This window comes from Dyadobacter sp. SG02 (assembly GCF_900109045.1).
GTDB lineage: Bacteria > Bacteroidota > Bacteroidia > Cytophagales > Spirosomataceae > Dyadobacter.
Genome location: NZ_FNYL01000023.1, coordinates 26868 through 50805, shown reverse-complemented (window position 1 = coordinate 50805; position 23938 = coordinate 26868). Strand labels below are relative to the sequence as shown.

General features: G+C 45.6%; 24 protein-coding genes. 12 read left to right on the top strand and 12 right to left on the bottom strand.

Annotated elements, in window-relative coordinates; translation table 11 throughout:
* A partial coding sequence (locus BMW93_RS34175; RefSeq protein WP_218147770.1) for a GRP family sugar transporter occupies window positions 1-366 on the top strand: 366 nt, incomplete at its 5' end.
* A gap of 418 nt (window positions 367-784) precedes the next feature.
* Here the strand turns inward: BMW93_RS34175 and BMW93_RS34170 are convergent.
* Window positions 785-1063: a hypothetical protein gene (locus BMW93_RS34170; protein WP_090387179.1), complete on the bottom strand. Its 279-nt coding sequence runs from the start codon at window positions 1061-1063 to the stop codon at window positions 785-787.
* A 690-nt stretch (window positions 1064-1753) separates the two neighbouring features.
* On the opposite strand from BMW93_RS34170, the gene BMW93_RS34165 reads away from it, so the two are divergent.
* The gene (locus tag BMW93_RS34165; RefSeq protein WP_090387177.1) at window positions 1754-4099 is read left to right on the top strand and encodes a S41 family peptidase; all 2346 of its coding nucleotides are present in this window, start codon (window positions 1754-1756) and stop codon (window positions 4097-4099) included.
* Between the two features lie 66 nt (window positions 4100-4165).
* Here BMW93_RS34165 and BMW93_RS34160 read toward each other — a convergent pair whose 3' ends face one another.
* The gene (locus BMW93_RS34160; RefSeq protein ID WP_229241122.1) at window positions 4166-5029 is read right to left on the bottom strand and encodes a hypothetical protein; all 864 of its coding nucleotides are present in this window, start codon (window positions 5027-5029) and stop codon (window positions 4166-4168) included.
* Between the two features lie 681 nt (window positions 5030-5710).
* Between BMW93_RS34160 and ccsA the strand changes: the two genes are divergently transcribed.
* The gene (gene ccsA / locus BMW93_RS34150; protein WP_409013133.1) at window positions 5711-6463 is read left to right on the top strand and encodes a cytochrome c biogenesis protein CcsA; all 753 of its coding nucleotides are present in this window, start codon (window positions 5711-5713) and stop codon (window positions 6461-6463) included.
* Entirely contained in the window at window positions 6460-6675 is a 216-nt protein-coding gene (locus BMW93_RS34145; RefSeq protein WP_090387172.1) for a CcmD family protein, read from the top strand. The genes ccsA and BMW93_RS34145 overlap by 4 nt, the downstream gene beginning before the upstream one ends.
* Before the next feature lie 20 nt (window positions 6676-6695).
* Here the strand turns inward: BMW93_RS34145 and BMW93_RS34140 are convergent, their stop codons facing one another.
* Both BMW93_RS34140 and BMW93_RS34135 read right to left on the bottom strand, forming a co-directional pair.
* Window positions 6696-7466: an ABC transporter permease gene (locus BMW93_RS34140; protein ID WP_177194286.1), complete on the bottom strand. Its 771-nt coding sequence runs from the start codon at window positions 7464-7466 to the stop codon at window positions 6696-6698.
* Window positions 7463-8227 carry an ABC transporter ATP-binding protein gene (locus tag BMW93_RS34135; RefSeq protein WP_090387168.1) on the bottom strand — a complete coding sequence of 255 codons (765 nt, stop codon included), beginning with the start codon at window positions 8225-8227 and terminating at the stop codon, window positions 7463-7465. Before BMW93_RS34135 ends, BMW93_RS34140 begins: the two co-directional genes overlap by 4 nt.
* A gap of 204 nt (window positions 8228-8431) precedes the next feature.
* Here BMW93_RS34135 and BMW93_RS34130 point away from each other — a divergent pair, with 204 nt between their 5' ends.
* Both BMW93_RS34130 and BMW93_RS34125 read left to right on the top strand, forming a co-directional pair.
* A complete protein-coding gene (locus tag BMW93_RS34130; RefSeq protein WP_143061785.1) occupies window positions 8432-9460 on the top strand; it encodes a sensor histidine kinase in 1029 nt (342 codons plus the stop codon).
* Window positions 9461-9462: 2 nt separating this feature from the next.
* Window positions 9463-10179, top strand: coding sequence for a LytTR family DNA-binding domain-containing protein (locus tag BMW93_RS34125; protein ID WP_090387164.1), 717 nt, complete (start codon window positions 9463-9465; stop codon window positions 10177-10179).
* 105 nt (window positions 10180-10284) lie between these two features.
* Here the strand turns inward: BMW93_RS34125 and BMW93_RS34120 are convergent, their stop codons facing one another.
* Window positions 10285-12768, bottom strand: coding sequence for a TonB-dependent receptor (locus BMW93_RS34120; protein ID WP_229241121.1), 2484 nt, complete (start codon window positions 12766-12768; stop codon window positions 10285-10287).
* A gap of 582 nt (window positions 12769-13350) precedes the next feature.
* Between BMW93_RS34120 and BMW93_RS35785 the strand changes: the two genes are divergently transcribed.
* On the top strand, window positions 13351-13695 hold the full coding sequence (locus BMW93_RS35785; protein ID WP_218147769.1) for a hypothetical protein: 345 nt from the start codon (window positions 13351-13353) through the stop codon (window positions 13693-13695).
* 80 nt (window positions 13696-13775) lie between these two features.
* Here the strand turns inward: BMW93_RS35785 and BMW93_RS34110 are convergent, their stop codons facing one another.
* The 6 genes from BMW93_RS34110 to BMW93_RS36385 all read right to left on the bottom strand — a co-directional run bounded on the left by BMW93_RS34110 (window position 13776) and on the right by BMW93_RS36385 (window position 16219).
* Complete coding sequence (locus BMW93_RS34110; protein ID WP_090387160.1) at window positions 13776-14306, bottom strand: response regulator transcription factor; 531 nt, start codon at window positions 14304-14306, stop codon at window positions 13776-13778.
* Between the two features lie 599 nt (window positions 14307-14905).
* Window positions 14906-15061 (bottom strand): AraC family transcriptional regulator, encoded by a 156-nt coding sequence (locus tag BMW93_RS35305; RefSeq protein WP_143061784.1) that lies wholly within the window; start codon window positions 15059-15061, stop codon window positions 14906-14908.
* A gap of 11 nt (window positions 15062-15072) precedes the next feature.
* Window positions 15073-15291, bottom strand: coding sequence for a hypothetical protein (locus BMW93_RS34105; RefSeq protein WP_090387158.1), 219 nt, complete (start codon window positions 15289-15291; stop codon window positions 15073-15075).
* 21 nt (window positions 15292-15312) lie between these two features.
* Window positions 15313-15708, bottom strand: coding sequence for a hypothetical protein (locus BMW93_RS34100; protein WP_090387156.1), 396 nt, complete (start codon window positions 15706-15708; stop codon window positions 15313-15315).
* Window positions 15709-15729: 21 nt separating this feature from the next.
* Window positions 15730-15921: a hypothetical protein gene (locus BMW93_RS34095; RefSeq protein ID WP_143061783.1), complete on the bottom strand. Its 192-nt coding sequence runs from the start codon at window positions 15919-15921 to the stop codon at window positions 15730-15732.
* Between the two features lie 130 nt (window positions 15922-16051).
* Window positions 16052-16219, bottom strand: coding sequence for an SDR family NAD(P)-dependent oxidoreductase (locus BMW93_RS36385; RefSeq protein WP_177194283.1), 168 nt, complete (start codon window positions 16217-16219; stop codon window positions 16052-16054).
* A gap of 467 nt (window positions 16220-16686) precedes the next feature.
* Here BMW93_RS36385 and BMW93_RS34085 point away from each other — a divergent pair, with 467 nt between their 5' ends.
* The 3 genes from BMW93_RS34085 (at window position 16687) to BMW93_RS34075 (ending at window position 22189) form a co-directional block, all read left to right on the top strand.
* Entirely contained in the window at window positions 16687-21378 is a 4692-nt protein-coding gene (locus tag BMW93_RS34085; protein WP_177194282.1) for a hypothetical protein, read from the top strand.
* A 293-nt stretch (window positions 21379-21671) separates the two neighbouring features.
* The gene (locus BMW93_RS34080; protein ID WP_090387149.1) at window positions 21672-21938 is read left to right on the top strand and encodes a transposase; all 267 of its coding nucleotides are present in this window, start codon (window positions 21672-21674) and stop codon (window positions 21936-21938) included.
* 23 nt (window positions 21939-21961) lie between these two features.
* The gene (locus tag BMW93_RS34075) at window positions 21962-22189 is read left to right on the top strand and encodes a hypothetical protein (RefSeq protein ID WP_090387147.1); all 228 of its coding nucleotides are present in this window, start codon (window positions 21962-21964) and stop codon (window positions 22187-22189) included.
* A gap of 24 nt (window positions 22190-22213) precedes the next feature.
* Here the strand turns inward: BMW93_RS34075 and BMW93_RS34070 are convergent, their stop codons facing one another.
* Window positions 22214-22633, bottom strand: a complete 420-nt coding sequence (locus BMW93_RS34070) for a hypothetical protein (RefSeq protein ID WP_143061782.1) — start codon at window positions 22631-22633, stop codon at window positions 22214-22216.
* 203 nt (window positions 22634-22836) lie between these two features.
* On the opposite strand from BMW93_RS34070, the gene BMW93_RS34065 reads away from it, so the two are divergent.
* Both BMW93_RS34065 and BMW93_RS34060 read left to right on the top strand, forming a co-directional pair.
* A complete protein-coding gene (locus BMW93_RS34065) occupies window positions 22837-23193 on the top strand; it encodes a hypothetical protein (RefSeq protein WP_143061781.1) in 357 nt (118 codons plus the stop codon).
* Between the two features lie 362 nt (window positions 23194-23555).
* Window positions 23556-23798 (top strand): GlsB/YeaQ/YmgE family stress response membrane protein, encoded by a 243-nt coding sequence (locus BMW93_RS34060; protein ID WP_090387141.1) that lies wholly within the window; start codon window positions 23556-23558, stop codon window positions 23796-23798.
* Window positions 23799-23938: the final 140 nt, after the last annotated feature.

The window sequence follows — 23938 nt, the reverse complement described above, 5'->3', positions numbered from 1 at the left end:
TTTGTTTTCGCCGCTGGTGTGTTTTTAAGCAATGTCGTTTTTAACCCACTTATTATGATTAAGCCTTTTACGGGTTCACGAGTCGGGTTTTCGGGCTATCTTAGAGGGAGTTTGAAAGATCACCTCCTAGGGGTCGTGGGAGGAGCTATCTGGTGTTTCGGCATGTTACTTAGTATTATAGCCTCTTATGAGGCCGGAGCAGCCATATCATATGGATTAGCATCCGGAGCTATAATTATTGCTTCCTTATGGGGAATATTCTTCTGGAGAGAATTTAAAGGTGCACAAGACCGAATACAATTGAGGCTTAATGTGATGCTCATAAGTTTCCTATTTGGTTTAATCCTCATAGTGATTGCTAGGTGAAAGCTGCTTATTGACCGTGTCGCTACCAGATTAACTGAGCAAAAATACCCTCATTTTCAACACATTATAGCCATTTAGATTAAATCCTAAAATCGGGTTGCAAGGAAGATATACCGGTTTCCGCATACCGATAGATTCACTATTTGTAAAAAAGCTGAAAGACACATTCTCTAACTCAGCAGCTGAAACGATCTGCCACAAGATCAAAAATCCCTCCTGACTGGTCTACCAAAGTGCCGTTTTTGAAAACTGGCCTCTCATTTCAGCCTATTTGAGCAGTTAATTTGGAGAGTTGACGCGAAGATAAACCCAAGGGACAGAGCTTATGTTTTCGTTTATTCTAACTTCGGGCTGGAAGCCTTCCAAGTATCCCTCAGTCGTCAGAGCCAAGCGAGAACCGACATGTATTAATTTTAAATTATGCATCGTTAATGGCGTATTCGTATAATCGCTTTGCCGTCTCTTCTGCGGAAGGTTCATAACCTAAACTGGCATTCCAGTCCTCAATAAACTCTTTTGCCAAGAAAACTTCTATTAAATAGTGATATTTTCGCCCCCGCTCTTCTTTTATTTCTTGATCCTCTCCCCCGACAAATGAAAGTATAATATCAGAACTTGGATTTGTCATATCTTCTTGAAAAATTATTGCATCCGGATCGGCATTCTCAATGTTTTCAACCAAATCAATCAATTTCATATCCCGATTAGTTTATTTTTTATCTCAATTTTAAGTCATTTTCCCCAGATTGCATACCCACCTACCTACCGTTGTACAACTTACAGTTATATTTCTGTCACGAGGCGTTTTACGCAAATGCATTAAAAACTTAAAAATACTCAGTGGCGTAACGATGACATCCAAGCGATAGGAGATATTCGAAAATGTGCCGCATCACCAAGAGTTTAGGTCTCAAACGAACGGACGCCCAACCAAGCGCATCGACGGTCAGGGCCACTCCCACTAAAATGATACCCTTACAAAAAGTATGGCTCGGAAATATCCAATACAGTACTCATTTACAGCAAACTGGCTAGCTGTCAACGTCATTCCGTAGCATACGGCTGGGCATATGCAATCCGTATATACCTTGTTCGCTAGTATAGGTTAGAGATCTGATAGCCTTGAGTAACAAAAATGTGATAGTGTCGCAAAATGAGTGACAGGTGCATAAAATCAAGAGCTGTAAATTTCGGAAGATAGCAATAAATCATTGAGACTAGTATCCAGAGAAAAGCTATTACCAGTTGGTAATAGCTTTTCCACGAATGCCCCACAGGACATTTTTAGTCCGCTCGGACCATGAACTTGTAGTAACATTTTAACCAATCCGCCAATTCAATAACAAGCTGTCCTACTCAACGTATTCTAACCACAAATTTCGATTCTATGAGGCACACTTTTATCTACCTCGCATTATGCTCGGTCCTGATGTATTCCTTTGGCGACTCGGGTTCTTTGAAAGAAAATTTTCCGGCAGTCGGGATTCTGGCCACGTGCGCAGGCGGAGGGTCAGCCGGGGGAACCGGCCAAAATGACGATTTTGACAGCGACGGGATTTGTAATCTGGTCGATATTGACGATGACAACGACGGCGTGCTCGATGCGGTTGAAAGTCCGGGTTGCTTTTATAGTGCCGGAGAGGCATCTGTGATTTCGTCTGTTTCTACCCCGCGGGCGAATGATGACGGCGTGAACGTTGATCTGCCGTTTTTGCATGACGGCGTGACGACCACTGTCACCGCCAGCAACAACGTCATTGCGATCAACGAGGCCATCAATGGGGCTGTAATTTACAATTTTGAATATCCTACGGAAGTAAAGCTGACGAGTGTTTCGCACTACGGCACAACCTTTGGTACCAGTGCCACCGCCATGATCCAGGGTTCTAACGATCAGAATATCTGGAACGATCTGATGACGGCAGCGACAGCTGCGACAGCTAATCCTAAAACTTTCACCGTCAACAACAATGCAGCCAATAGTTATCGTTATTACCGAATCGTAAAAGTAGCGGGCACCTCAACACCTGCTGTTACCACTTATGAAATATCCGCCATTGTGAATTCAACGGGTTTCACGCCATCAGCACATCCGAAGGCTATCTGTACGAATGACCTGGACAATGACACATTTGTTAACCATATGGATCCAGATAGTGACGGCGATGGTTGTAGTGATGCATTGGAAGCGGGTACAACTACCAATACAGCTAACAATTTCACCTTTAACCCTATCACCGACAGTAATGCCAATGGTTTCGAGGACGCTTTGCAGTTAGCTGCTGATGGAAATGCCTATAAAGCAAGTTACACGTATTCATATGCTGCTAACAAAGCATACAATGTTTGTTCAGATTCTGACAGCGACGGAGTTAAGGATGTCGCTGACCTTGATGATGATAATGACGGGGTGCTGGATGCGGTAGAAAGTCCGGCCTGCTTTTACACCGCTGCCGAAGCTGGAACAGTCGCTTACGTGAGCACTTTACTGACAAATGATGATGGTATACATACGGATCTCCCATTCATGCACGATGGGGTAACAACATCCGTCAGTGCCAGCAATAATGTGATTGCTATCAATCAAGTGGTTAATGGTGCGGTGATTTACACCTTCGAGTATCAGACACCGGTTAAATTGACAAGTATCTCGCACAATGGAACCACTTTCGGAACCGGGGCCACGGCAATGATTCAGGGTTCAAATGATCAAACGACCTGGGCAGATCTGATGACAGCTGCAACTGCGGCAACGGCTAACCCTAAAACTTTCACAGTTAATACTAACGCCGACAACAGTTACAAGTACTATCGAATCGTTAAAGTTGCAGGTACTACTGCTCCTGCGATCACAACCTATGAAATTTCTTCGGTTCAAAATGTCACAGGCTACATTGCCTCTGCCCATCCGAAGGCCGAATGTACAACTGATGCGGACAATCACGGCACGCCAAATCACCAGGATTTGGAATTGGTCATACCGGACGGGCGGGTGCGGGAAGTAACCTTACCGGCGACGCATTTTGAAAACACCCAATGTCCCGCCTACAAAACTGCCAACAATGCCAAACCACTCGAATTCAATATCACCGACAGCACGCGCGCAGTGCTAACGATACGCACATTCAGCAAAGACCGGGTTTCCAATGCCGGTCAGGATTTCCCGGTTTTCCTGCAAACTGCATTTGAGCAGATACAGCAACGAAATATTCAGCATTTATTCATTGATTTACGCGGTAATGGTGGTGGCGACGATGTCTATGGGGCGCTGCTTTATTCTTACCTGACCAGCGAGCCATTCCGGTATTTCTCAACACTTCAATCCAGGTCCAAGCCGCTTATGACACCGGAGGATCATCCCGGATTGGCATTACAGCAACCGGCAAATGTTAGTTTCGGCAGAAAAGTATACGTGCTCATTGACGGGCGGACATTTTCTACTGCGGCCGATTTTTGTGCCATCACCCGAAGTAATGCAAGAGGTGTTTTTATCGGCGAGGAAACCGGTGGAGGATATGAAGGCAACAATTCGGGGGGAACCGTCCGGGTCGATCTTCCGCATTCGGGTATCCGGCTGGCGGTCCCCACAGTAAAGTATTCCAATGCCGTGACACCCGGCAATGAGCCTGGACGTGGCATTATTGCCGATTATCCTGTCAGCCCTTCCATTGGGGAGATGCTGGCAGAAAAAGATGTGCAACTGCAAAAGGCGCTTGAAATAGCGCTTCCATGATTGATCCCCCAGCAATATCGCTGCCTGGGAACCTCGCGCGCCAGGCGACGGGTTAGTGGGCTTTCCTTACTTTCTGCCTTTGAACCTTGGTGGCTGAACATAAAAATCGAGTGTCATCGCAAGCCCCGAAGGTTTCACCGGCAATGCGCCTTCGACTAGTTTGGTAGTCAAATTTTTACGGTATCCGGCAGAGAACTCCACGCCCGCCCAACTTCCTAATCTTCGGTTATAGCTCAGGCCCAGGTCCACATCCACCCGCCTGTATACGGAAGGATTATCCCCTCCGGTAGGGTTGGTATAGTAAGTGCGGGTTACCGACTCGCCGCGAAGGTACAGGATGTCGTTTCGTGACAGGTTTTGCCGCCACGCCACCCTCTTGGGCAGCATCATTTCGATACCAGAATGCTCCGAGAAGTTATAGTTGAATAACAAAACAGGCAGAATCGTCAGCTTATAGCTTTGGTTGAGCATAATCCCTGCCCCAATTTCCTTACTTGCAGACTTTTTGCGGAGAAAGGATGCCGACACCGTGTAATTAAGAGGGACCTGTTTCAGGGATAGTTCGGCCATATTGCCGCTCTTGTTAAAATGCGATGTGGTTACCAGCCAGGAAGTACTGTCCAGCTTCACAAAAGAATTTACGTCCAGCCCGTAAGAGCGCAGGTTCCAGCCCGACATGCTGCGTATCGGGTTTTCACCCGGCGTTTTCGACTCGAACTGCTCGGTCCGGTAATTGGGGCCGAGTAGCACGGTTACCTTTTTATTGTGCACGACAGGCAACCAGACCCTGGCGAAGTACTCCTCGTAGGTATAAGTCTTGGGACCCGCATTTGCAAAATTGTATACCTTGCCTGGTGAATGCGTGTTTCGGAACGTCAGCCATTTGGAGGGCGCAGTGCCTGCAAGCCCCGGCTGGGAGGATTGGCACATGACATGCCCGGAGACCAGACATAATAAAGCTGCGGCCACTTTCTGGCAAACTGAGAACATAAGACCTGAAAAAAAAATATAATACGCTGAAAATGTGATATTTGCCACACACCACCATCCACACTACAGCAACATTACCGCAACGATATTAAGTTCCGGATCCTAAGGGGTTATCCCCGGGATTTTCTTCCAAGGGCTTGCGCAGTTTTTCCCTGATTCTTGAAACAAAAAAACCCCGCGAAAAGACACAATGCCGTAAAGCATGCAATATTGATTAGCGATTCAAGATAATGTGTCCACCGCAGACCAGGTTCGACGTAACTGACAAACACAGCCAGGCCTCCGATACTCCAGGCAAAAAAGCTAAGAAAGAACATCCGGAAGATGTCCAACCAGTTCGCTGTATAAGACTGACCATATATCCATCTTCCCATATAGATACTGCAAAGGAATAGGAAGTAGCCGAAAACGGAATGAGGGTTATCGATCAGTGGTTGCCCAATGAATATTAGCAGGGTTCCCAAACAGAACAGGATATGCAGCTTAATTTCTTTTCGCATAATCTTCTGATTTTAAGTATCCAATATCCGAAAACTGCCTGGCAATTCAAACAAGCACTCAATCACTCCACCAGCCCCATTGAAATTTATTAAATCCGCATTAAAATCAAGCGGTGAAAGCATCTGGCGGTTACCTTTGCACACCCTAACCAATACAAACCCCATGCATTATTTCAAGCAGTTTTGGTGGAAAATCCTGACCATCGCCATACTACTATATGTGTTGATTGCCGGCCTTGTCAACAGTGTGCCGCGCCTGCCGATCCTGAATGAAACAATCAGAAACGCTTTTTATCATCCACCGTTATGGATAGCGATGATGACATTGCTGCTGTTGTCGGCCATTTTTTCGATACGCTACCTGAGCAAGGGAAGAATTCATGACGATTTATGGGCCATCGAGTTCGCCAATACCGCGATCCTGTTCGGAATTTTGGGCTGCATTACGGGTTCGGTCTGGGCCTATTTTGCCTGGGGAGATTTCTGGCCCAACGATCCTAAAACCAATGGGGTGGCCGTCGGCATGCTGCTTTATCTGGCCTATTTTATCTTGCGCGGGTCGTTTGAAGATGAAATGAGGCGCGCCAGAATTTCTTCGATTTACAACATTTTTGCATTTGCGATGTTCATACCGCTGATCATGATTCTGCCCCGCCTTACCGACTCTTTGCATCCGGGGAACGGAGGCAATCCCGGTTTCAATCAATATGATCAGGATAAGAGCATTACCGTGATTATCCGGCCCGCATTCATTGGTTTTACACTACTGGCCCTTTGGATAACCCAACTGCGCTTCCGAATGAGGAGGATCGAAAAAACAATTGAAGAAAAAGAGTCAAATCAAACCCTCACCGACACCTCCATTATCCAATGAAAGCATTTTCCAAAAACATATCCGGATTGCTTCTGCTGGTTTTCACGATGCTGCCAATGGTAGGCCATGCCCAGGGACCTGTTTCCGAATTACTCAGGCAGGACGGCAAATTATGGGTAGTGATCACGGTCATTGCCGTCGTTTTCGCGGGGTTGATTTATTACACAACCCGAATGAACCGCCGGATCAACCGGTTGAAAAATCGCAGGTAACTTGCTCAGAAGCGGCTTGCTCACCATATATTTTTCCGGCTAAGCACCATCCCTCCCGCCACCGCGCATGTAACGTACGCTGCGATGCTGAGCAGGACATATAAATAATGCCAGTCTTTCAGTTCCAGCGAGTTGTTCAGAAAGCAGATGGGCCACAAATAAGGTGAGAACCTACTGGCCGCAAATCCCCGCGAAATGGCACCGGCCATGGTGGCAAAAAGTCCGATCCCGGCCGGAATGATAAAGCTTGAAAAGCGAGTAGCAACATACATTTGAATGGCAATCATTCCCCAGCCAGCGAGAAACATCCATAATGCTGCCCTAGACAATACCTCGCGCAAAGTGTAATGCTGAAACCCGTAATGCGGCTTGAGTACACCCAGCAGCCATCCCGCTCCCTCGGCAAATCCGTACAGTGCGACATGGCTCAGCCCAACCAGCGCGGTCAGAACCAGAAGTTTGGACGCATAGATACTCCATTTGGGGACCGGCAAACTGAACAAGTAGCCAAATGCCCGATTGTTATGTTCGACAGCGGCATACAACGCAGATTGAAGCGCCACGTAAATTGGAAAAACGAATAACGCCCAACCCACAAGCACATGCCCCGAAAAGTTGACCCAGGGATTGATTCCCGGTCCGTAAAATCTGTCACCATCCGTGTAGGCGGCCACAAAAGCCGTTATGACTACAAAGGCCGGTGCAAATAGGGCGAGCCAGATCACAAATGTTCTTTTGATCTTAATTTTCTCCATCGCAAGGCCGCGATACAGGTCGTTGAATGTGCTCATTTCCGGGAGTTCGTTAGATGTAGGAAAATATCTTCCAGCGTAATATCTGTATGCTGGCCGTCCGTTGAAACGGCGTCCTGCCATTGACCACGCTCGGCCCTCAGCTGACCGATCAACCCCTGGAACAACAGGCGTCCTTCATGGATGATCCCCACATGGGTCACCATCTTCTCCATTTCACTCAGCAAATGGCTGGAAATAAAAACGGTTTTTCCATGAAACTGGCTCAGCTCGACCAGCAGCCGACGGATCTCGCGGATACCGGCCGGATCCAGTCCATTGGTCGGCTCGTCCAGGATCAGCAGCTCGGGATCGCCCAGCAATGCCAACGCTATGCCCAGTCGCTGCCGCATGCCCAGCGAATAATCGCTCACTTTGCGCCGGGCATCGTGGGTTAACCCTACCATTTCCAGGACCCTGTCCACCTGCCCTGCGCTGGCATCTCTCGCCAGCCTTCCGATTTCGAGGTTTTCCCGGCCGGACAGGTGCGGATACACGGTGGGAGTTTCAATCAACGCCCCCACCTTGCGTAATACCGAAAGACGGTTTGCCCTTATGTCTTGTCCAAATATTGAAATGCGCTGCGTTGGAGCGTGGATAAGCCCAAGTAGCAAGCGAATGGTGGTGGTTTTCCCGGAACCGTTCGGACCAAGGAACCCGTAAATACTGCCGGCCGGTACTTGCAGGCTTATCTGGTGAAGAACCGGCCGGTTTCCATAGGCATAGCTGAGCTGGTCGGTTTCAATCATGTATGCATTCATCGTATTTTGATTTTTAGTCAAATCAAAACCATTGCATTTTGAGATAAAACCGACTTCCCTCCTATGCAGGATTCGCAACCCCGGAACGCAAAACATGCCCGAGCGGGCTATTGACGGGCCGGAATATGGCGTCTGCCTGTGGATTTGCGGCGTCTGAGGGCCGACAAAAAATCCGCCATGTTATTTTCGTAATTTCACGGGGTGATGCCTATCCCGTTTCCACAGCTCTTTTTCAGGCGATTGCCAGCTCATTTGCCGTTTTTGCTTCACGGCATGGCCTGGTTACTTTATGCAGTTCTTGCCATATATGTCAACCACTATCAGGGTGTTGACTTCGTCGTGGGGCACCCCAGCATTTACATTTTTGCCCAGGCTATTATCTTTTACGCGAATTACAGCTACTTCATTCCATCCCTGCTGGCGCGAAAGAAAGTGCTGCTTTTTGTACTGGCAAATATGCTGTGCATCGCGGGACTCGTTGCCATAGCGATTCCCTTCTATCACGGTTTGAGGAACTGGTACAGCGGAAGCTCAATCCCCTTCCATATGTCTTATTCAGAGCAATTTATACTTCGTTTTTTCGAACTGCTACTATTTGTATTGTTCGCATGCATTATCCGGTTTACGGTGGATTGGTTTTCGTTTCAACAAAAAACCCGCAACATGGAAAACGTCCAGCTGAAAACCGAGCTGGCCTACCTGCGCTCCCAGCTCAACCCGCATTTTTTATTCAATACACTCAATGCACTATACGCGCTGTCTCTCAGACAATCCACTGAAACGCCGGGCGGCATTATGCAGCTTTCACAGCTCATGCGGTACGCGTTGTATGAAACGGCTGAGGAGCGCGTCAAACTTTCCAGAGAATTAGAAATGATCGAAAACTTCCTGCAATTACAGAGATTGCGTCTGCCTTTGGATTTTCCTATTCAATATGAAGTCCGGGGCGCTATTGACGATCACACGATAGAACCTTTCCTGCTGATGCCTCTTGTCGAAAATGTGTTCAAGCATGGCGCTGAATTCGCTGCGATCACCGTTACGATAGCCGATAATGCGTTAAGGGTACAAACCCATAACGGTGTCCAATCACCAGCCCGCAATGAAGCCGGCGGAATCGGGCTGACTAACCTTAGAAAACGACTATCCCTTTTGTACCCCGACAAACACTTTTTCCTGCTTGAAGAGAATGCCGGGTGCTTTCAAACTACGCTTTCCCTGACATTAAACTGACTATGAAGATACGTTGCCTGGTGGTGGATGATGAACGGCTGGCCCTGGAAGTAATGGAGGCCTATATCGAGAAAATCCCCTTTCTACATCTTGAAAAATTGTGTTCAACTCCAATGCAGGCGCTGGATTTTTTGTCGAGGAACACGGTCGACCTCTTGTTTCTTGACATCGAAATGCCCGGTCTTTCGGGCTTGCAGTTTCTGCAAACCCTTAAAAATCCGCCCGCTGTAATCCTGACGACGGCGTACCCGCAATTTGCAGTGGACGCATTTGAATTGAATGCGGCGGACTATCTGCTCAAACCAATTCCATTTCAAAGATTTGTTGTGGCAGTGCAAAAAATACAGTCGCAGCTGGCGGAAAAAAACGCGGCCATTCAAACAAACGAAAACCTTTCAAAAACCAGGGAAGCCCACATTTTTATAAAGTCAGGAGCGAGAACTGTCCGGATCGACCTGGCGGAAATCCTTTTTATCGAATCAAAAAAAGATCATGTATTGGTTCAGTCAAAACATCAAAAGGTTACTACCCAGCTGTCATTAAGCGGCCTTTTGGAAAAACTACCTTCCGAGCAGTTTATACGGGTTCACCGGTCTTTTGTAGTGGCCATACCTAAAATTGAGTCCATTGAAAGAAACCGCATTCTGATGGAAAAAGCAGAGATTCCCATCGGGGAATTTTACCGGGAAGCATTGCAAAAACGCATTTTGGGGCTCTGACCTGAAAAGTAAAATCGTCGTGCGGGGGCGATTCCCTCAGAATCACACCGACACGACGATTTAGTGTGTCACAAATACCCGTGACTATGACAGAAGTCCCTTACCTTAGAATTTGTAGGAAAGCGTTGCTGTAACCTGGCGGGGAGGAATTGGGTTGATGCTGTATCTGTCGTGGGCGATGTAATTCAGCTCGTTGAAGATATTGGATAGCTTCGCCAGCAGGGAAACTCCCTTGAAGCTGTAACCGGCCGAGAGATCGAATGTGGCAAAACCGGTTAATGGAACAAGTCTGCTGTACTCCGGCGTCTGCCCGAAAGTATTGTTCACACCACCGTAGCGCTTACCGGTGTAGAACCCGGAAGCACCCAGTTTAAGGCCTTTCACTTTTCCATGATCGAAGGTATAGAACACGGTTGCATTAGCACTGTGCGCGGGATTGTTGATCAGTCGCTCGCCAGTAACATACGAACCTTTCAGTTCCGAAGTCTTGGTATACCGCATATAATTATAGCCGTAACCTGTGATGAAATAGAAGTTTCTCGACAGGTTTCCATTGATATCGATCTCAAAACCGTCGCTGGTAGTCTCTCCGGTCAGCTCTTTTACATTTGCGTTGGAATTGGTTGTTCCATCCAGGTTTGTCGGGGCCATCTGTGCCAGGTTGTGGTTGACGATCCTGTAAACGCTCGCATTGGCCGCGATCTTGCCATTAAAAAGCTCATTCTTTGCCCCTATTTCAAACTGATCGACGATCGACGGTTTTAGCTGCCCGCCGTAAATGTCAATACCAGTGTTGAAGGTGAAGTTATTGGAATAGCTACCATAAATGGAAGTGGTTTTAACAGGCTGATAAACCAACGATGCTTTGGGCGAGAATGCCTTGTTGGATACGGTTTCCGCAGTTCCCCTGGTGACCACCTGATCGGCCAGGTTCAAAATCGTAGTCTGGATGGTCTTCTGATACGACCAGCGCACACCAGCCAGCACTTTGAGCTTTTCGGTCAGGCTGATCATGTCCTGAACATAAAAGCCCAGGCGGTGAGACGGCGAGGTGGTGCGCTGTGTCGCTTCGGCGTCGGGAATGTCTGTGCGCTGCACATACTTATTCATGTCCAGGATATTGATCGTATCGTAGGTCGTTACCGGCTTCCCTGCGCTGGTAATGCGGAATGTATTGCTTACGCTTTCGAGTTTCAGATAATCACCTCCAACCAGCAACTGATGACCGATCGGTCCGGTTTTGAAGTTACCATTGAGGTTGATCTGGGCGGTTTTACTATCCTCGGAGGTCTTTACGCGGGATAAGCTCCTGACATAGTTCCCGTTTGCGGCAATGCTGTTTGGGACATTGGAAGAAAATGAGTTTACATCCGTTCCCTGCAAGGAGCCAATCACATTCAGTTTCCAGGCGCCGCTGAACTGATGGTTCACATTCACAGATCCTGAAAGCTGATCGACATCACTGTATGCCCAAACGGTATTTATAAACCGCGACCGGCTTGGGATAATCTCTGCATCCCGGTTGGCGTTCAGGGATCCTATTCCATTGTCAGGCGTCAACGACTGCTTGGAGAAATCGCCCTGAACCAGAATATCCGTTTTGTTGCCAATCTTGTAGAGCAGCGACGGGTTCACGAAGGTACGTTTCGTCGTAACCACATCGCGATAGCTTTTGGCCGCCTCATGCGTACCGATCACCCGAAACGCAAGGTTTTTGGCAATAGCTCCGTAGAGGTCCAGGGTAGGTTTATAAAGGCCGTAGCTTCCGGCGCGCATCGAAACTTCCCCGCCAAACTCATACTTCGGTTTTTTGGTAACCATGTTGACGATCATTCCGCCCGAAACGTTTCCGTACAACAATGCGGCGCTGCCTTTCAATACCTCGACGGATTCAAGGGTACTTGTTTCAGGAAAACCCTGGGTGTTTGAAATGACGCCGTTCTTGAAAATGCTTCCCGATGAACCGGCAATTCCGATGCTGTAACCGCGCGAGGAAAATGTCTCGGCTACCCCACCCCGTTGTTGGGTCAGTGAAACGCCGCTCACATTTTGCAGCGCATCGCCCAATCTGGAAATCTGCTGGTCAGTAATTACAACACTGCTCACGACCGCGGTGGCCTGCGGCAGATCCAATGGACGAATGTTGGCCTTGCCCAGCGAAACGGGCTTGTTGATTACATTCGAGCCTGTTACAACCACCTCATTAAGCTCGGAAGCATTCTCAGTCAGGGTAAAATCTTCTGTGACAACCTGCCCCTCGACTACCTGCACCGATTTCTCCTGAAGGTTCAGTCCCACCGAAGAAACGCGCAGCACATAGGAACCCTGTTTCAGGCCTTTGATCTCGTAATAACCCTTTTCATCGGTTACCGTTCCCTTATTGATCTCCTTCAAAGCAACGTTCACGTAAGAGGCCCCTTTGCCGTCTGGCGTTCTGACAACGCCTCTTACGATACCGCGGTCTTCCAGTTTGCTGTTTTTTTGCGACGGGAAATTCCTGGTGTCATTTTGGGCAAAGACAGGCTGAACGGAACAAAAAAGCGCCAGATAAAAAGGCATGAACCGCCTTTTCACAAGGGATTTCGACAAAGAGTACATAAGTTTGTAAAAATGGTTAATTAATTAAATTGGTTAGTTAACTAAGCCCCGATAGGATGTTTGGCGACGGATCATCGGGGTTTTATTTTGACTACGGAAATGACAGGTCACTCAACAGGGTAGTCGTCGGAAACACTATTTAGACCTAGTCGTAATAAAAAAAGTTTTGGAGCAAGATCCTACAATTGGTCTTGCCTGTCCCGGCGATCAGCTATCAAAACCAGGTCTTTCAAAAACTGGCGTTGGATATATTGTTGAATGAAAAGCCTGGTGGAGAAATCGTTAAAAAGACAAATGCCCGTCATAAAAAATTATAACGGGCTACTACCAACATAAGCGTTGTATTTAAAATGCCGAATCCCCAAGATCCGCAGCAATGTGCTGCTCGGCAACAAAAGTGCTGGGAGCGTGACCGAAAGCCTTGTACGAATTTGCGACAGCCGGGAATGCGAAGATTGCACTTACTATTACTATTATCACTGTTCTTCCTCATGTGGTGTCCGATTTAAAGCGGACGACGTAAATGAAAAATTTGAACGCCAACTGAACATGCTGGTACCGCGACCCGGCCGGATGGAGATCAGAATAGGTGCCTATTTAAAGCATATCCTCACGGGACTCAAACACCTCTCAAAGCTTTATAAATCAGGCACTTTAGAAGAAAAACGACAGATAATTGGTTCGATCTTCCCCGAAAATTTGACTTTTGACGGAATGGAACATCGAACCGCTCGACTGAACGAAGGGATTGATCTTATCTATCAGATAACGAGCAAGTTAAGAACACAAAAAAAAGGGACAAGTGCGTTTAAAAACGACTTGTCCCTTAGGGTGCTCCCTACGGTACAGAAGTCGAACCTTTTGCTGGAAGATTTGAGGAAGCTGGCTGCACTGTTTGAAGCACGCGTAGAATCCTAATGACCGAATTAATCAACCTTAAATTATAGTGATTTCAGGGAAACGCACATGCAGGATTCGCATTGGGAGAATTCCGCTTTTTAGCTGTAATCCCCTCCGAGCTGTGGAGATAGCCGGCGATGTGCAAACCTATGAATGTGGCTGCCTTCGACTCCGCCACCGATCGTCCACCAATTTTGTTTCGCTTTATAGCAAATTGTAGGTACGCGATTCAGGGATATACCTAACCGATGCCCCAGCCCAAGCTTCTTTGCTATCATTGTGACGCTCATTCCTTTGGCCAGGTAATAGGCGATCTGGTATTGTCGGCTGGTTAAAGGGCGCGCACCAGCCGTACGCACACTAGACTGTAATTGAAATACAAAGTATTCAACCATCGAGCCGGTAAAGTAGGTTTTGCCTTCCTTGACTGTTTTAATGCATTGAATCAGATCCTGGCTTTCCAGCGAGCAGTACCCATTGATGCCGGCATTATAATACATGCTTATGCTGTCCGGCAATGGATCGCTGCCATAAATAATGATCGGTATTCCAGGGAATAGTTGTCTAGTCCTCTCCACTTGATGAACCCCCTCGCCTCCAACATAGGTAAGCAGGCTCAGAAGGATCATCTGTGGAAAGGCCTGGAACCCACCGTTTCAATCTCCTCCAGGGACTCATACATCGTTAGGATATATTCGGGCAATTCACTGGCTAATGTCGCACGCACCCCATTTTGGACGACAGACATTTTTTCGACGACAAATGAAGTCATAACAATGGTTTGAACAATGTAGAGTTGCAATTTGGTACAATCCTATAAGGATATAAATCCCTGCAACCACATCTTGCACAAGGAAAATAATTACCAACCCCATACCATATACGCATATACGATTGGAGGTCCAATGCGATGCACGAGTTGCCGCCAATAGCTACGGTCTCGTGCGATTAGAACCCAATCTATTGATCGATCATTTTTACTATCAGTGACTATTTTGCTCCGATAGTTTTGTAACGCAATGATAGAGAGGCCCCATCGATATTTTACTACTTTCTATATGCAATACCCAATTGTAGGTATGCAATTTGTCGATATACCTAATTTTAGGTATTTTTTCAGGAAGGGACCATCAGGTTGAAAAGACGTTTTCTGAACACGCTTTCGCCTGTTAGCCTTCTGGACTTTTTTACATTGACATAAGCCGCACCGATCAAGTTTGAACCTGATTCAAACCCTGGACGGCGCTACGCCAAATGCGTCTTTGAAAGTATAAGAGAAATGCGAAAGATTTTCGAAGCCGACATCCAGATAAATTTCGGAGGGTTTATATCCCTTTTCCTTGATCAGAAAATAGGCTTCGCCAATCGCTTCTCTTTTAGCCATTTGGCAGGTGGCTACCCAAAGATCTTTTCTAAATCGCGCTTGAATGACGTAAGGCTCCTCCCCGTCGAGCGGGCGAATTGCGTAGTGGGCACATTGAACGTAAAATGCTCGTTCATGTAAGCTTCGAGGTCGATCTTATGAGGTTCACTGAAGTCGAAAAGCAATTCTTTGAGCGCCGGGTCATATTGAAGCAGCAATTCAACTGCTTCGCGTGTCTTGATCAGCGCCATGGCCAGCGTAAAGGCATTTGGTTACTCAAAACACGGCAACAGGGATTGGAAATAGTCTTTGAGAAAGGGATCGCCTTTTAAAGAGATCATCGTATCGCCTCGGTATGGGGCCAACACGGCGATCCGGTTTTCGGCGGCATAGGTGTGCAGAAAGTTCTGGTCTAGCACGATATTAACCGCTTTACATTCCCCGTTGGCTGGTGGGACTTTCAGAGATTTCACCAATTGGTTGCGGCGGGCAAGCCCTATCGAATCTTCCTTCACCACCCACTTGCCATGCTGGTCAAGAAAATGCGTTTCGCCCGAGATAATATAGCCGAGCGCATGATCTGAGACAAACTGCTCATTCCCGCGCTGCTTTTTATCGACGCTGGAATACAGCATGTTGCTCAGGGAGATATGACTTGCGTCGTTCATGTCGGTTTATAGGTAACGGATTTATTTGAGCTGGCTTTGCAGCACTTTATCAAAAACGCGATCCGGGAGGACTTTCCGCATAAAAAGTGACACGCCTGCCATGTAGCCTCCGTAATACCGGGTTTGGGGTTTTGATGAACCGATAGCGTAACGCACCAGTTCCGCAATAACCATCGACCCCAGCATTTTCTGCTCGATGCTCCGACTGAGCATATCTGCAAATTTTTGCGCCATCGGCCCGTAGATGCTCTGCCGGAGGTTTTAAGCAAATTATTACCGCCAATGCCACCGAACTCAGACTTGATATCTGGTTAACTCACTACCACATGAATACCGAACTGTTCTACTTCATTAGTAAAGCACCTCTGAGTGCCTCCAAAGTGAATTTACTGGCATGGTACCATCCGCCAAGACCCATCGACATTCTTCCAGCAATGGACGAAATATTTATGATTGAACCCGAATGCCGCCTGCGCATGTGAGGTAAGAGGAGTTGTATGAGACGGGCCACTCTAAAGACGCTTGCTTCCAGTGATAACCGGAGTCCGGGATAGTCACATCTTCAATGGCGCCGTAAGTGCCGAAACCGGCGTTGTTGATCATTACGTCGATCCGGCCTTCGCTGTCAATGAAGCGCCGGTTACCAAAATTACCTTTTTCATTGTTCTTTACTTTGCATGACCGGCGACCAGCCGGAGATGTTACAAAAGTGCACCGGAAAAATACACTTGTGATTTGCTCTACGGCCCAAATATGCTTTGCTGTACGGCCCCGATTTCGGGACGCAAGTTGATACCGAAAACTAACGCCACAAAACAATGGACATCCTGCACCTATAACTTGAGAAGGTCATTACGTTCGATGGGAAGTTTCGTCAATTGCCTATCTTTCTACGATCATCCAATTCAACTTCGGGCCAGTTTGCTGCTATTGATATCCCCTCTATTTACTATCTTGCTACTGACAAAAACCTACTTCATGCCAATCCTCTCCGTATCCCTAATAACTAGCTTGGGGCTCTCTATTCTGTCAGGCATAGTAAAGCACTACAAAGAAAGTGAAAGTAATCACGCCTCAAAAATCATGTTAGATGGACTAGACGGCCTATTTGGAGGGGTATTGGGGAATATTTGTCATGAAGGATACTCTCAGATTCGCGAGAAAATTGAAGGTATTGGAGATATTGACCGAAATTTCGACATCGAACGGTGCAGTCGCCTTGCGACGCTTAACGCACTAATTTCATTCAGTGAAGCCTGCAAATTCGATATTCCTTCCACAGATATGTCTCCGGAGGAAAAAAAAGCTTGTCTCGCGTATCTTACAGCAATGCAAAAGAGAATGCGAGAAAAAATTCAGATGTTGCCGCAATTGAGTCCTTCTGACCCGGATCTAAAGAACAGTGAGCTAATTAATAGCGATGTCATGGATCGAATAATATCTAAAACGGCTTCAAAAACTCAAAATAGTTTAACCAAATCTAAAATAGATGAAGTTGCATTCAAAGAATATATATTGCCAGAAACCCACGCGCTCTTTAAACCACTAAAATATTGGATTGCGCAAGGCACACCATCAGGAGCAAATTGGTTTGCCTTCTATATATCTGAAATGCATAGCAATCTAAAAACAGACAACCCAATATATTGCAGAAATGCACGAAGAATACTGGAACAAAAACAACTCGCCGATATCAAACTTCTAAGTCTAAGAAGCCTCAAAAAGCTTGATCAGATCGGTTATCTGTCAGTAGATATTAGAAATATCTTAATTGACGCTCGACGTTCCATTGCCTTAGAGCTCCAAGAAGTTAGGCTTGATATCAAATTTGCAAATGAAAAGCTCGACAAGCTTCTCGCAATTAACGAGCATAATCAAGGTGAGAAATTTCTCATTCAAGTCTCCAAAGGTTCATTAAGATACTTCGAGCAATTAAAAGGAGATCATGGCCCCTTTAAAAACTTATCCATTGAAGATGAGATTTTAGCTGGAATAACTAGGACTGAACAATTTCATAATAACTCCATCCCGGTGTCTGTCAAGGATACAATCGGGAACGAGTTTACGCTTAAAGCAGGGTTAGAAAAAACCTGGGATGAAGACAAAAGAGAGACCCTTTTAATAGGCGAGGGCGGCATGGGTAAAACAATTTCGCTTCTTCGGCTGTGGGAGTATTATTTGAACATATCGACTCTCAATCAAAAACCACGCTTTGCCCCTATCCCTATCTTCATAAACCTCAGTGAATTCAACACCGTCAGTGAGTCAGAGCGCGACGGATTCATTGCTAATCGTATTTGCTGGCATTATCTGGGCTTGAAAAGTAAAAAAGACGACCAGAGAGATCTGCTGTGGCAATCTTTTATAACCAAATCGAAGAGTGATGCGCCTGAGATAATCCTTTTGCTAGATGGCTACAATGAAATTACGGTAGAAAGCGATCAAAAGCGCTATCTTTTACTCGAATTGCTTGATCTAAGTCAAAAAGGCCGTTCCGTCCAAATTGTATTAACATCTCGTTATGATATAGATTTTACCTGGGCAAAAGACTACCAAACATTTGTTCTCCAACCACTCACAGAAAAAAGTGTAAGAGATTACTTGATCAAACAGCAAGTAGATATTTCCAAAAGCGACGAAATAAAATCGGTCATTAAAAATCCTATGATGCTCACTCTCTTCGCAAATACCTGCGAAATAGTAAAAGAGAATGCGGGAAATACAAAATTCGAATTCAAAATCAGTGTCTCGACGGCAGGCGAATTAATTTGGAATTTCGTGGAATCTCAAATTGTGAAACTATCCCACGTATTTGACCTGATTCCCCAAAAATTCCACTACAATGTATTTTTGATCCGTCATTTTATTCCTCACCTAGCTTATAAGCTAGAAAATGATGGAAAGTTCGTTATCAACGAGGCGGATATGGCTATTTTAATAGAAGAAACCTGCAATTACTTTTACGACGACCGATTTCTAGCAGTTTTCCCTGAATACAATCAATACCTTTCAGACTTTAATCTGGGGCAACTGCACTTTGCAGAGAAAGCACGGCGCTTTGCCAAAATCACAAATTCTTTATGTCAGGAATTACGTTTCCTAACGAAAGACCTTAAGGGGTACCAGTTCCTCCATCAGAATTTCAGGGATTTTTTCTCGGCAATCCACATACTGAACGTACTTAAAAGTGATAGGGCCCTTCAACAACAAACGATCATATTGAGAGACCGAGTTCTGCCTCTCGAAATACGGCGTCTTATCGGCGAGATATCCGGAGAACACGATCATGAAAAGCAACCATACACAAATTCAACTTTGGTTGCATCAGTACTTGATCGCATTAGAGGTGTTTTCGATGAAAAAGTAATTGGGCTTACCGTTGCGAACATAGTAAGTATTTTGCGCGATTGCAGACAACACTTGGGTGGCATTAATTTCTCCAATCTAGACCTTTCCAGAGCCACTTTTCACAATACGCTTTGCTCCAAAAAAGTGAGCGACGGCTACCTATCGGCAACTTTTGATAACAGTCTGATTAACGAAAACTGCTTTATTCCAAATGGTCATGCGGGGTCGATAGCGGATATTGCAATCCATCCTAATAAAAAAATTTTCGCCTCTGGCTCAACAGACGGAACCGTGAAAGTATGGGATATCGACACTGGCCAGTGTATTAGTACCTTGGAAGACGACAAATCCAGTCAACTTTTTCGTCGTCGAGGTGTGGTCCATAATGTATGCTTTCATCCGTCCGGTCAAACTCTCTTCTCTACTTACGGCAATGGTTCCTTCAAGATATGGGAAGCGACAACGTATTCCTGTGTGTACACTTTCGAAAATATGAAAGATAGTGAACATCTCAGAGTAGCATCGCGCCTTGTTTTTTCACCAGGTGGCGATATTTTCATTTTCGACAATAAAACATGGAGCTTTAACCGCGGCATACCGAGTGTGATTAAAGACAGTTTTTCGTCAAAAGGTATTTTTCATCCGAAAGGAGAGATCTTCCTGTCATTTGCCGACCTTCAAATCTACTTGTGGAATGTCAAAACCGGTGAAAATATCAGGACATATAAAGGCACAGACAAACCTATTCTCCCGGACCAGTCTTATGGTACGGGCAAACTATTTCTTGTAGATCAACCCTTATTCAAGGATGATTTTAATCTAGAAAAATTACGAACACAAGATATTTCTGCTTCGTTTAAAGGGCACACTGATGATGTGCTTTGCGCCTCCTTCCATCCTGCGGGTGAGATAGTCATCACCGGAAGCGAGGATAAAACCATTAGGATCTGGGGCACCGAATCCCAGGATGAACTCGATACCTTTGATGAACATGATGGAGCCGTAAACTGTATCGACTTCAGTCCCGATGGAACCACATTCATTTCAGGCTCGTCGGATAAAACGATCAAACTTTGGGACGTCAGTTCCAAAAAGTGCTTACAGACTTTCCACGGGCATGGCGCCAGCGTTACCAGCATAAAATTTACTTCGGATGGCAAATTTTTTGTTTCCGGCTCCCGAGATCATAGTTTAAGGATTTGGGAATCGACAACAGGACAGTGTTTGTTCGTGATCGAGAGGGCAAAAAATTTTGTCAGCGTATGTACATTCGATGAAATGGGCAAAAAGTTTCTTAGCAGCTCGAACGATCGCACAATCAGGCTTTGGGACGCAGCAAGCGGTACTTGCCTAGACACCTTTGTCGGACATTTGGACAACATTACAAGCTTGGCCTTTCATCCGAACGGCCAGAGCTTTGTTTCCGGTGCCCAGGATTCATCGATCAAACTTTGGAACATACACCAAAGTAATTGCGAGATTAATTTTGTAGGGCATGAAAAAGCTGTGTCATGCTTGACATTTCATCCTAATGGAACTACGTTTCTGTCTGGATCAATGGATTGCACAATTAAAGTTTGGGACGTCGCTAATAGTCTGCCTCAAAACTCGCTCCCCGCGCATCAGATGACGGTTTCCTGCCTGCAATTTGATTCCGCTGGGGAGTTATTTTTCTCCGGATCATGGGATTGTACTGTAAAGGTCTGGGATTTCGCGGACAGAAAAATTGTGGAGAGCTTCAAAGATCATTCAAATACTGTACTCAAATTGAATTTCAGTGGCGACCAGAAAATGCTTATATCAGGCTCAGAGGATCGTACCGTGAGATTTTGGGATATCACTAAATTGCAACCCGAAAAAGTTCTCACTATCGGCTCAGAGATTGTCACAGATTTCGCGTTTAGCCAAACAGGGGAAAGCATCGTATTTTCAAGCCGCAACGGAACGATTAAAATTTGGGACGACAACTTAAAAGAATGGTCTTTGCGCACATCGAGAATCTCAAAAAACAACCCTATTATTCAACTCGCCTTCAACGAAAAGAACGACTCTATACTTGCAGTTTCGAATTTCGATAGTATAGAAATTCTATCGGTGACAAATGATTCCATTTCGCAGTATATTGAGATGAAGGCAGGTTTGTATGTTTCTGGTTGCCAATTTAAGAATCTACATTCCAAAAGTACGGTTACCATTCAATTCAAATCGACTCTGCGTCAACATGGAGCAATTTTTGATCATGATGACATGGCAAACTTGGCTATGGCATTTCAACGAGTGTATGGCAAACCGTTGAAAAGTCCTTATCGGTATCTCACTTAATAGTAGCACATGCCGATCTTCAAATAGTAAAAAAGAACACAGGTGCGTCTAAAAACATAGTTATTAACCGCGTAGCTCCGAAGGTATTACCGCAATAAAGCCCACACCAGCACCAGCCACTCGAACGAGCGAGGACCCAAAGAAAGAGGGGTACTTCCAGCTCACGCCAATTCACACAGTTGATGGATCGTTTTCTTTTCGGTGGGCACTGTAAGCTTTCCCGAATTTGTAAGCTTTCCCGCATTTAGGACAGTTTAGGATTAGACTCGAAAAGAGCTAATTTTAACTGTCACATAAAAAAGAAAAACTACTCCGAGACCCAGATTGTGGCTATCCTCAAGCAGTATGGGGGTGGCCGGGAAGCAATGGATGTTTGCCGTGAATATGGCATTTCAAAAGCGACGCTGTTTAACTGGCGTAAAAAGTACAGCGGAATGGAAGCTGCTCAATTGAAGGAGTTAAAGGCTCTCCAGGATGAAAATCGACGATTGAAGCAAATGTTTGCCGAGCTGAGCCTGGACTATAAACTCGCCAAGGACATCATCGAAAAAAAGCTGTAGAGCCTTGTCGGCAAACGGAACTCGTGGAGTGGGCTGTTGAAGAAAAAGTGTCCGTTGGCAGGGCTTGCCGAGTAATTGGGATACATCGTTCAATAGCTGCCGGTTTGTATTATGAGCTGGCTCAGACGCATTGGAAAATGCAGCAAAAATACGAGACCTGCAGGAATGCCGAAAAGGCACTCGAAATCGCCAAACTGGCCAAAGATGATCTTGATAAATATCAAGCGCTGGCAACCCAAGTCAGATTGTGATACCTACTTGCTTGAACCCCCATTTCACCTGACATACAACCCATGTACTGCAAATTTCTGCCTGTCCCGCCCATGGCGAACAAGCAAAGTACCCTGGTAGTCAATTGTCAGCTCATCAACTTCTTTTTGTTCTTTGACAGACAATATGATGCTATAATCCGTCGCGGAGAAATACATGTCAAATCCCCGGGCCTTCTTTACCGTCATCGTATAGCTCAACGGAATGGTCTTACCTGCATTGAAGTAAATTGCCCTTTTTAATAGATCAGCGGTGAAGATGTATTCCTTTTTATCCAAGGGGACCTGCCGTAGCGCGAAAAAATATCCTGCCTCACTATTGCCGCGTAATTGATCGACCCCAACGGTCGATGTGCTGTGACTGAGCAGATCTGCGCGGTGAAAGGGAGCAAAAAGGCTTAAATAAGTTAGATAGATGTATAGCATGCGCATCGAGGAACAAGGTAGCAAAAATAGATTCCTATTAGGTAAGCTAAAATAGCTATTGTTCGAGTGGCAGCTAGAATTTATATAGTATTGCTGATTCCAATAATATCGTAGTCTAGAATTAATCGCACCTTCGCCTAGAAATGGTTCAGTGCTATAGGTCCATTAAGAAAAATCTTTTACAATTGTCCAATTGTGGTCGCTTGCGAAAGATGACATCTTTTGCAAGCGACATACTGATGCGCAAATGTTCTTTATTTAAAGTCTTTCCTGAATGTTTAACGTCATCATACCAAAACAGCCTTCGCTATGAAATCGTCATTTTTTTTATCGAAAAGGCCAATGAATATATCGCTAAAATCGATCGCCTTACCGCTAGTTATATCCCGGCAAATTTCGTGCGCGAAAAGCCAGGACATCAGGAACTTTCCGACGAGATTTCGGATTTTAAGTTAAAAGTCAAATTGCCGTTTTTTGAGTTCGAACATGGGCATCTTTTGGTTGAAAAGGTCACCCGGATTTCGCCAAGTAGTGGCAATGTCACCCATGGCAACGATTAGTTATCAGTGATCTTTCATCGATATATGAATCTACTTTTCGAACATTTGCAACTTTATCGAGAATAATTGTTGTTTTCGCAAATCTACCTGTATTTTCAGTAGCAGTTATTTCAATGCGTATTACAAATCATTAATCCCCGCATATTCTCGAACTGTGGCCAACCTTAATAGAATCAATTCTAGTACCCATTTTTTACAAATTAAAATTTTACGTTTGCCAAAGCTATCACCAAAAATCGACTAAAAGTACCGGCGGGTATATAATTCAGGTTTGCACAGCCGCTTTCAGCAGGTTGGATAAATCATCGCAAACCCAAACTTCTTTAACAAACAATTTCTTAACCAAATGAATCGAATTTATTATGGATTTCCTGTATTTTCTCCTGATCGGAGCCATTTCGGGCTGGCTAGCTGGCGTACTGTTCAAAGGATGGGGCTTTGGCTTAATCGGAAACATCCTCGTTGGTATTGCCGGATCTATTTTGGGCGGCTGGCTTGCCGGTAAACTGGGCATTGGAGGACAAGGCTTGTTGGGGCACATTATCATTGCTGCACTTGGTGGATGGTTATTGCTCTTTCTGATCAGCCTGGTAAGCAGGCGTTAAATAGCGACGTATGCTTTTAGGCGTTAGCACAGTTCCAATGCTGTGTATTTCAGATACCCGGCATTGGACAATAGTGTCTTTCGAAAATCAACTACCAACGGACAGCCATATATATAAAGCTTCCCTGCGTGCCAGGGCCC

Bases quoted from the DNA above. Each gene is read 5' to 3' on its own strand.
- BMW93_RS34170 (WP_090387179.1), bottom strand. From the start codon at position 1,063: ATGAAATTGATTGATTTGGTTGAAAACATTGAGAATGCCGATCCGGAT.
- BMW93_RS34165 (WP_090387177.1), top strand. From the start codon at position 1,754: ATGAGGCACACTTTTATCTACCTCGCATTATGCTCGGTCCTGATGTAT.
- BMW93_RS34160 (WP_229241122.1), bottom strand. From the start codon at position 5,029: ATGTGCCAATCCTCCCAGCCGGGGCTTGCAGGCACTGCGCCCTCCAAA.
- BMW93_RS34145 (WP_090387172.1), top strand. From the start codon at position 6,460: ATGAAAGCATTTTCCAAAAACATATCCGGATTGCTTCTGCTGGTTTTC.
- BMW93_RS34140 (WP_177194286.1), bottom strand. From the start codon at position 7,466: ATGAGCACATTCAACGACCTGTATCGCGGCCTTGCGATGGAGAAAATT.
- BMW93_RS34135 (WP_090387168.1), bottom strand. From the start codon at position 8,227: ATGAATGCATACATGATTGAAACCGACCAGCTCAGCTATGCCTATGGA.
- BMW93_RS34130 (WP_143061785.1), top strand. From the start codon at position 8,432: ATGCCTATCCCGTTTCCACAGCTCTTTTTCAGGCGATTGCCAGCTCAT.
- BMW93_RS34125 (WP_090387164.1), top strand. From the start codon at position 9,463: ATGAAGATACGTTGCCTGGTGGTGGATGATGAACGGCTGGCCCTGGAA.
- BMW93_RS35785 (WP_218147769.1), top strand. From the start codon at position 13,351: ATGGAGATCAGAATAGGTGCCTATTTAAAGCATATCCTCACGGGACTC.
- BMW93_RS34110 (WP_090387160.1), bottom strand. From the start codon at position 14,306: ATGATCCTTCTGAGCCTGCTTACCTATGTTGGAGGCGAGGGGGTTCAT.
- BMW93_RS35305 (WP_143061784.1), bottom strand. From the start codon at position 15,061: ATGGCTAAAAGAGAAGCGATTGGCGAAGCCTATTTTCTGATCAAGGAA.
- BMW93_RS34105 (WP_090387158.1), bottom strand. From the start codon at position 15,291: ATGGCGCTGATCAAGACACGCGAAGCAGTTGAATTGCTGCTTCAATAT.
- BMW93_RS34100 (WP_090387156.1), bottom strand. From the start codon at position 15,708: ATGAACGACGCAAGTCATATCTCCCTGAGCAACATGCTGTATTCCAGC.
- BMW93_RS34095 (WP_143061783.1), bottom strand. From the start codon at position 15,921: ATGCTCAGTCGGAGCATCGAGCAGAAAATGCTGGGGTCGATGGTTATT.
- BMW93_RS34085 (WP_177194282.1), top strand. From the start codon at position 16,687: ATGCCAATCCTCTCCGTATCCCTAATAACTAGCTTGGGGCTCTCTATT.
- BMW93_RS34070 (WP_143061782.1), bottom strand. From the start codon at position 22,633: ATGCTATACATCTATCTAACTTATTTAAGCCTTTTTGCTCCCTTTCAC.
- BMW93_RS34060 (WP_090387141.1), top strand. From the start codon at position 23,556: ATGGATTTCCTGTATTTTCTCCTGATCGGAGCCATTTCGGGCTGGCTA.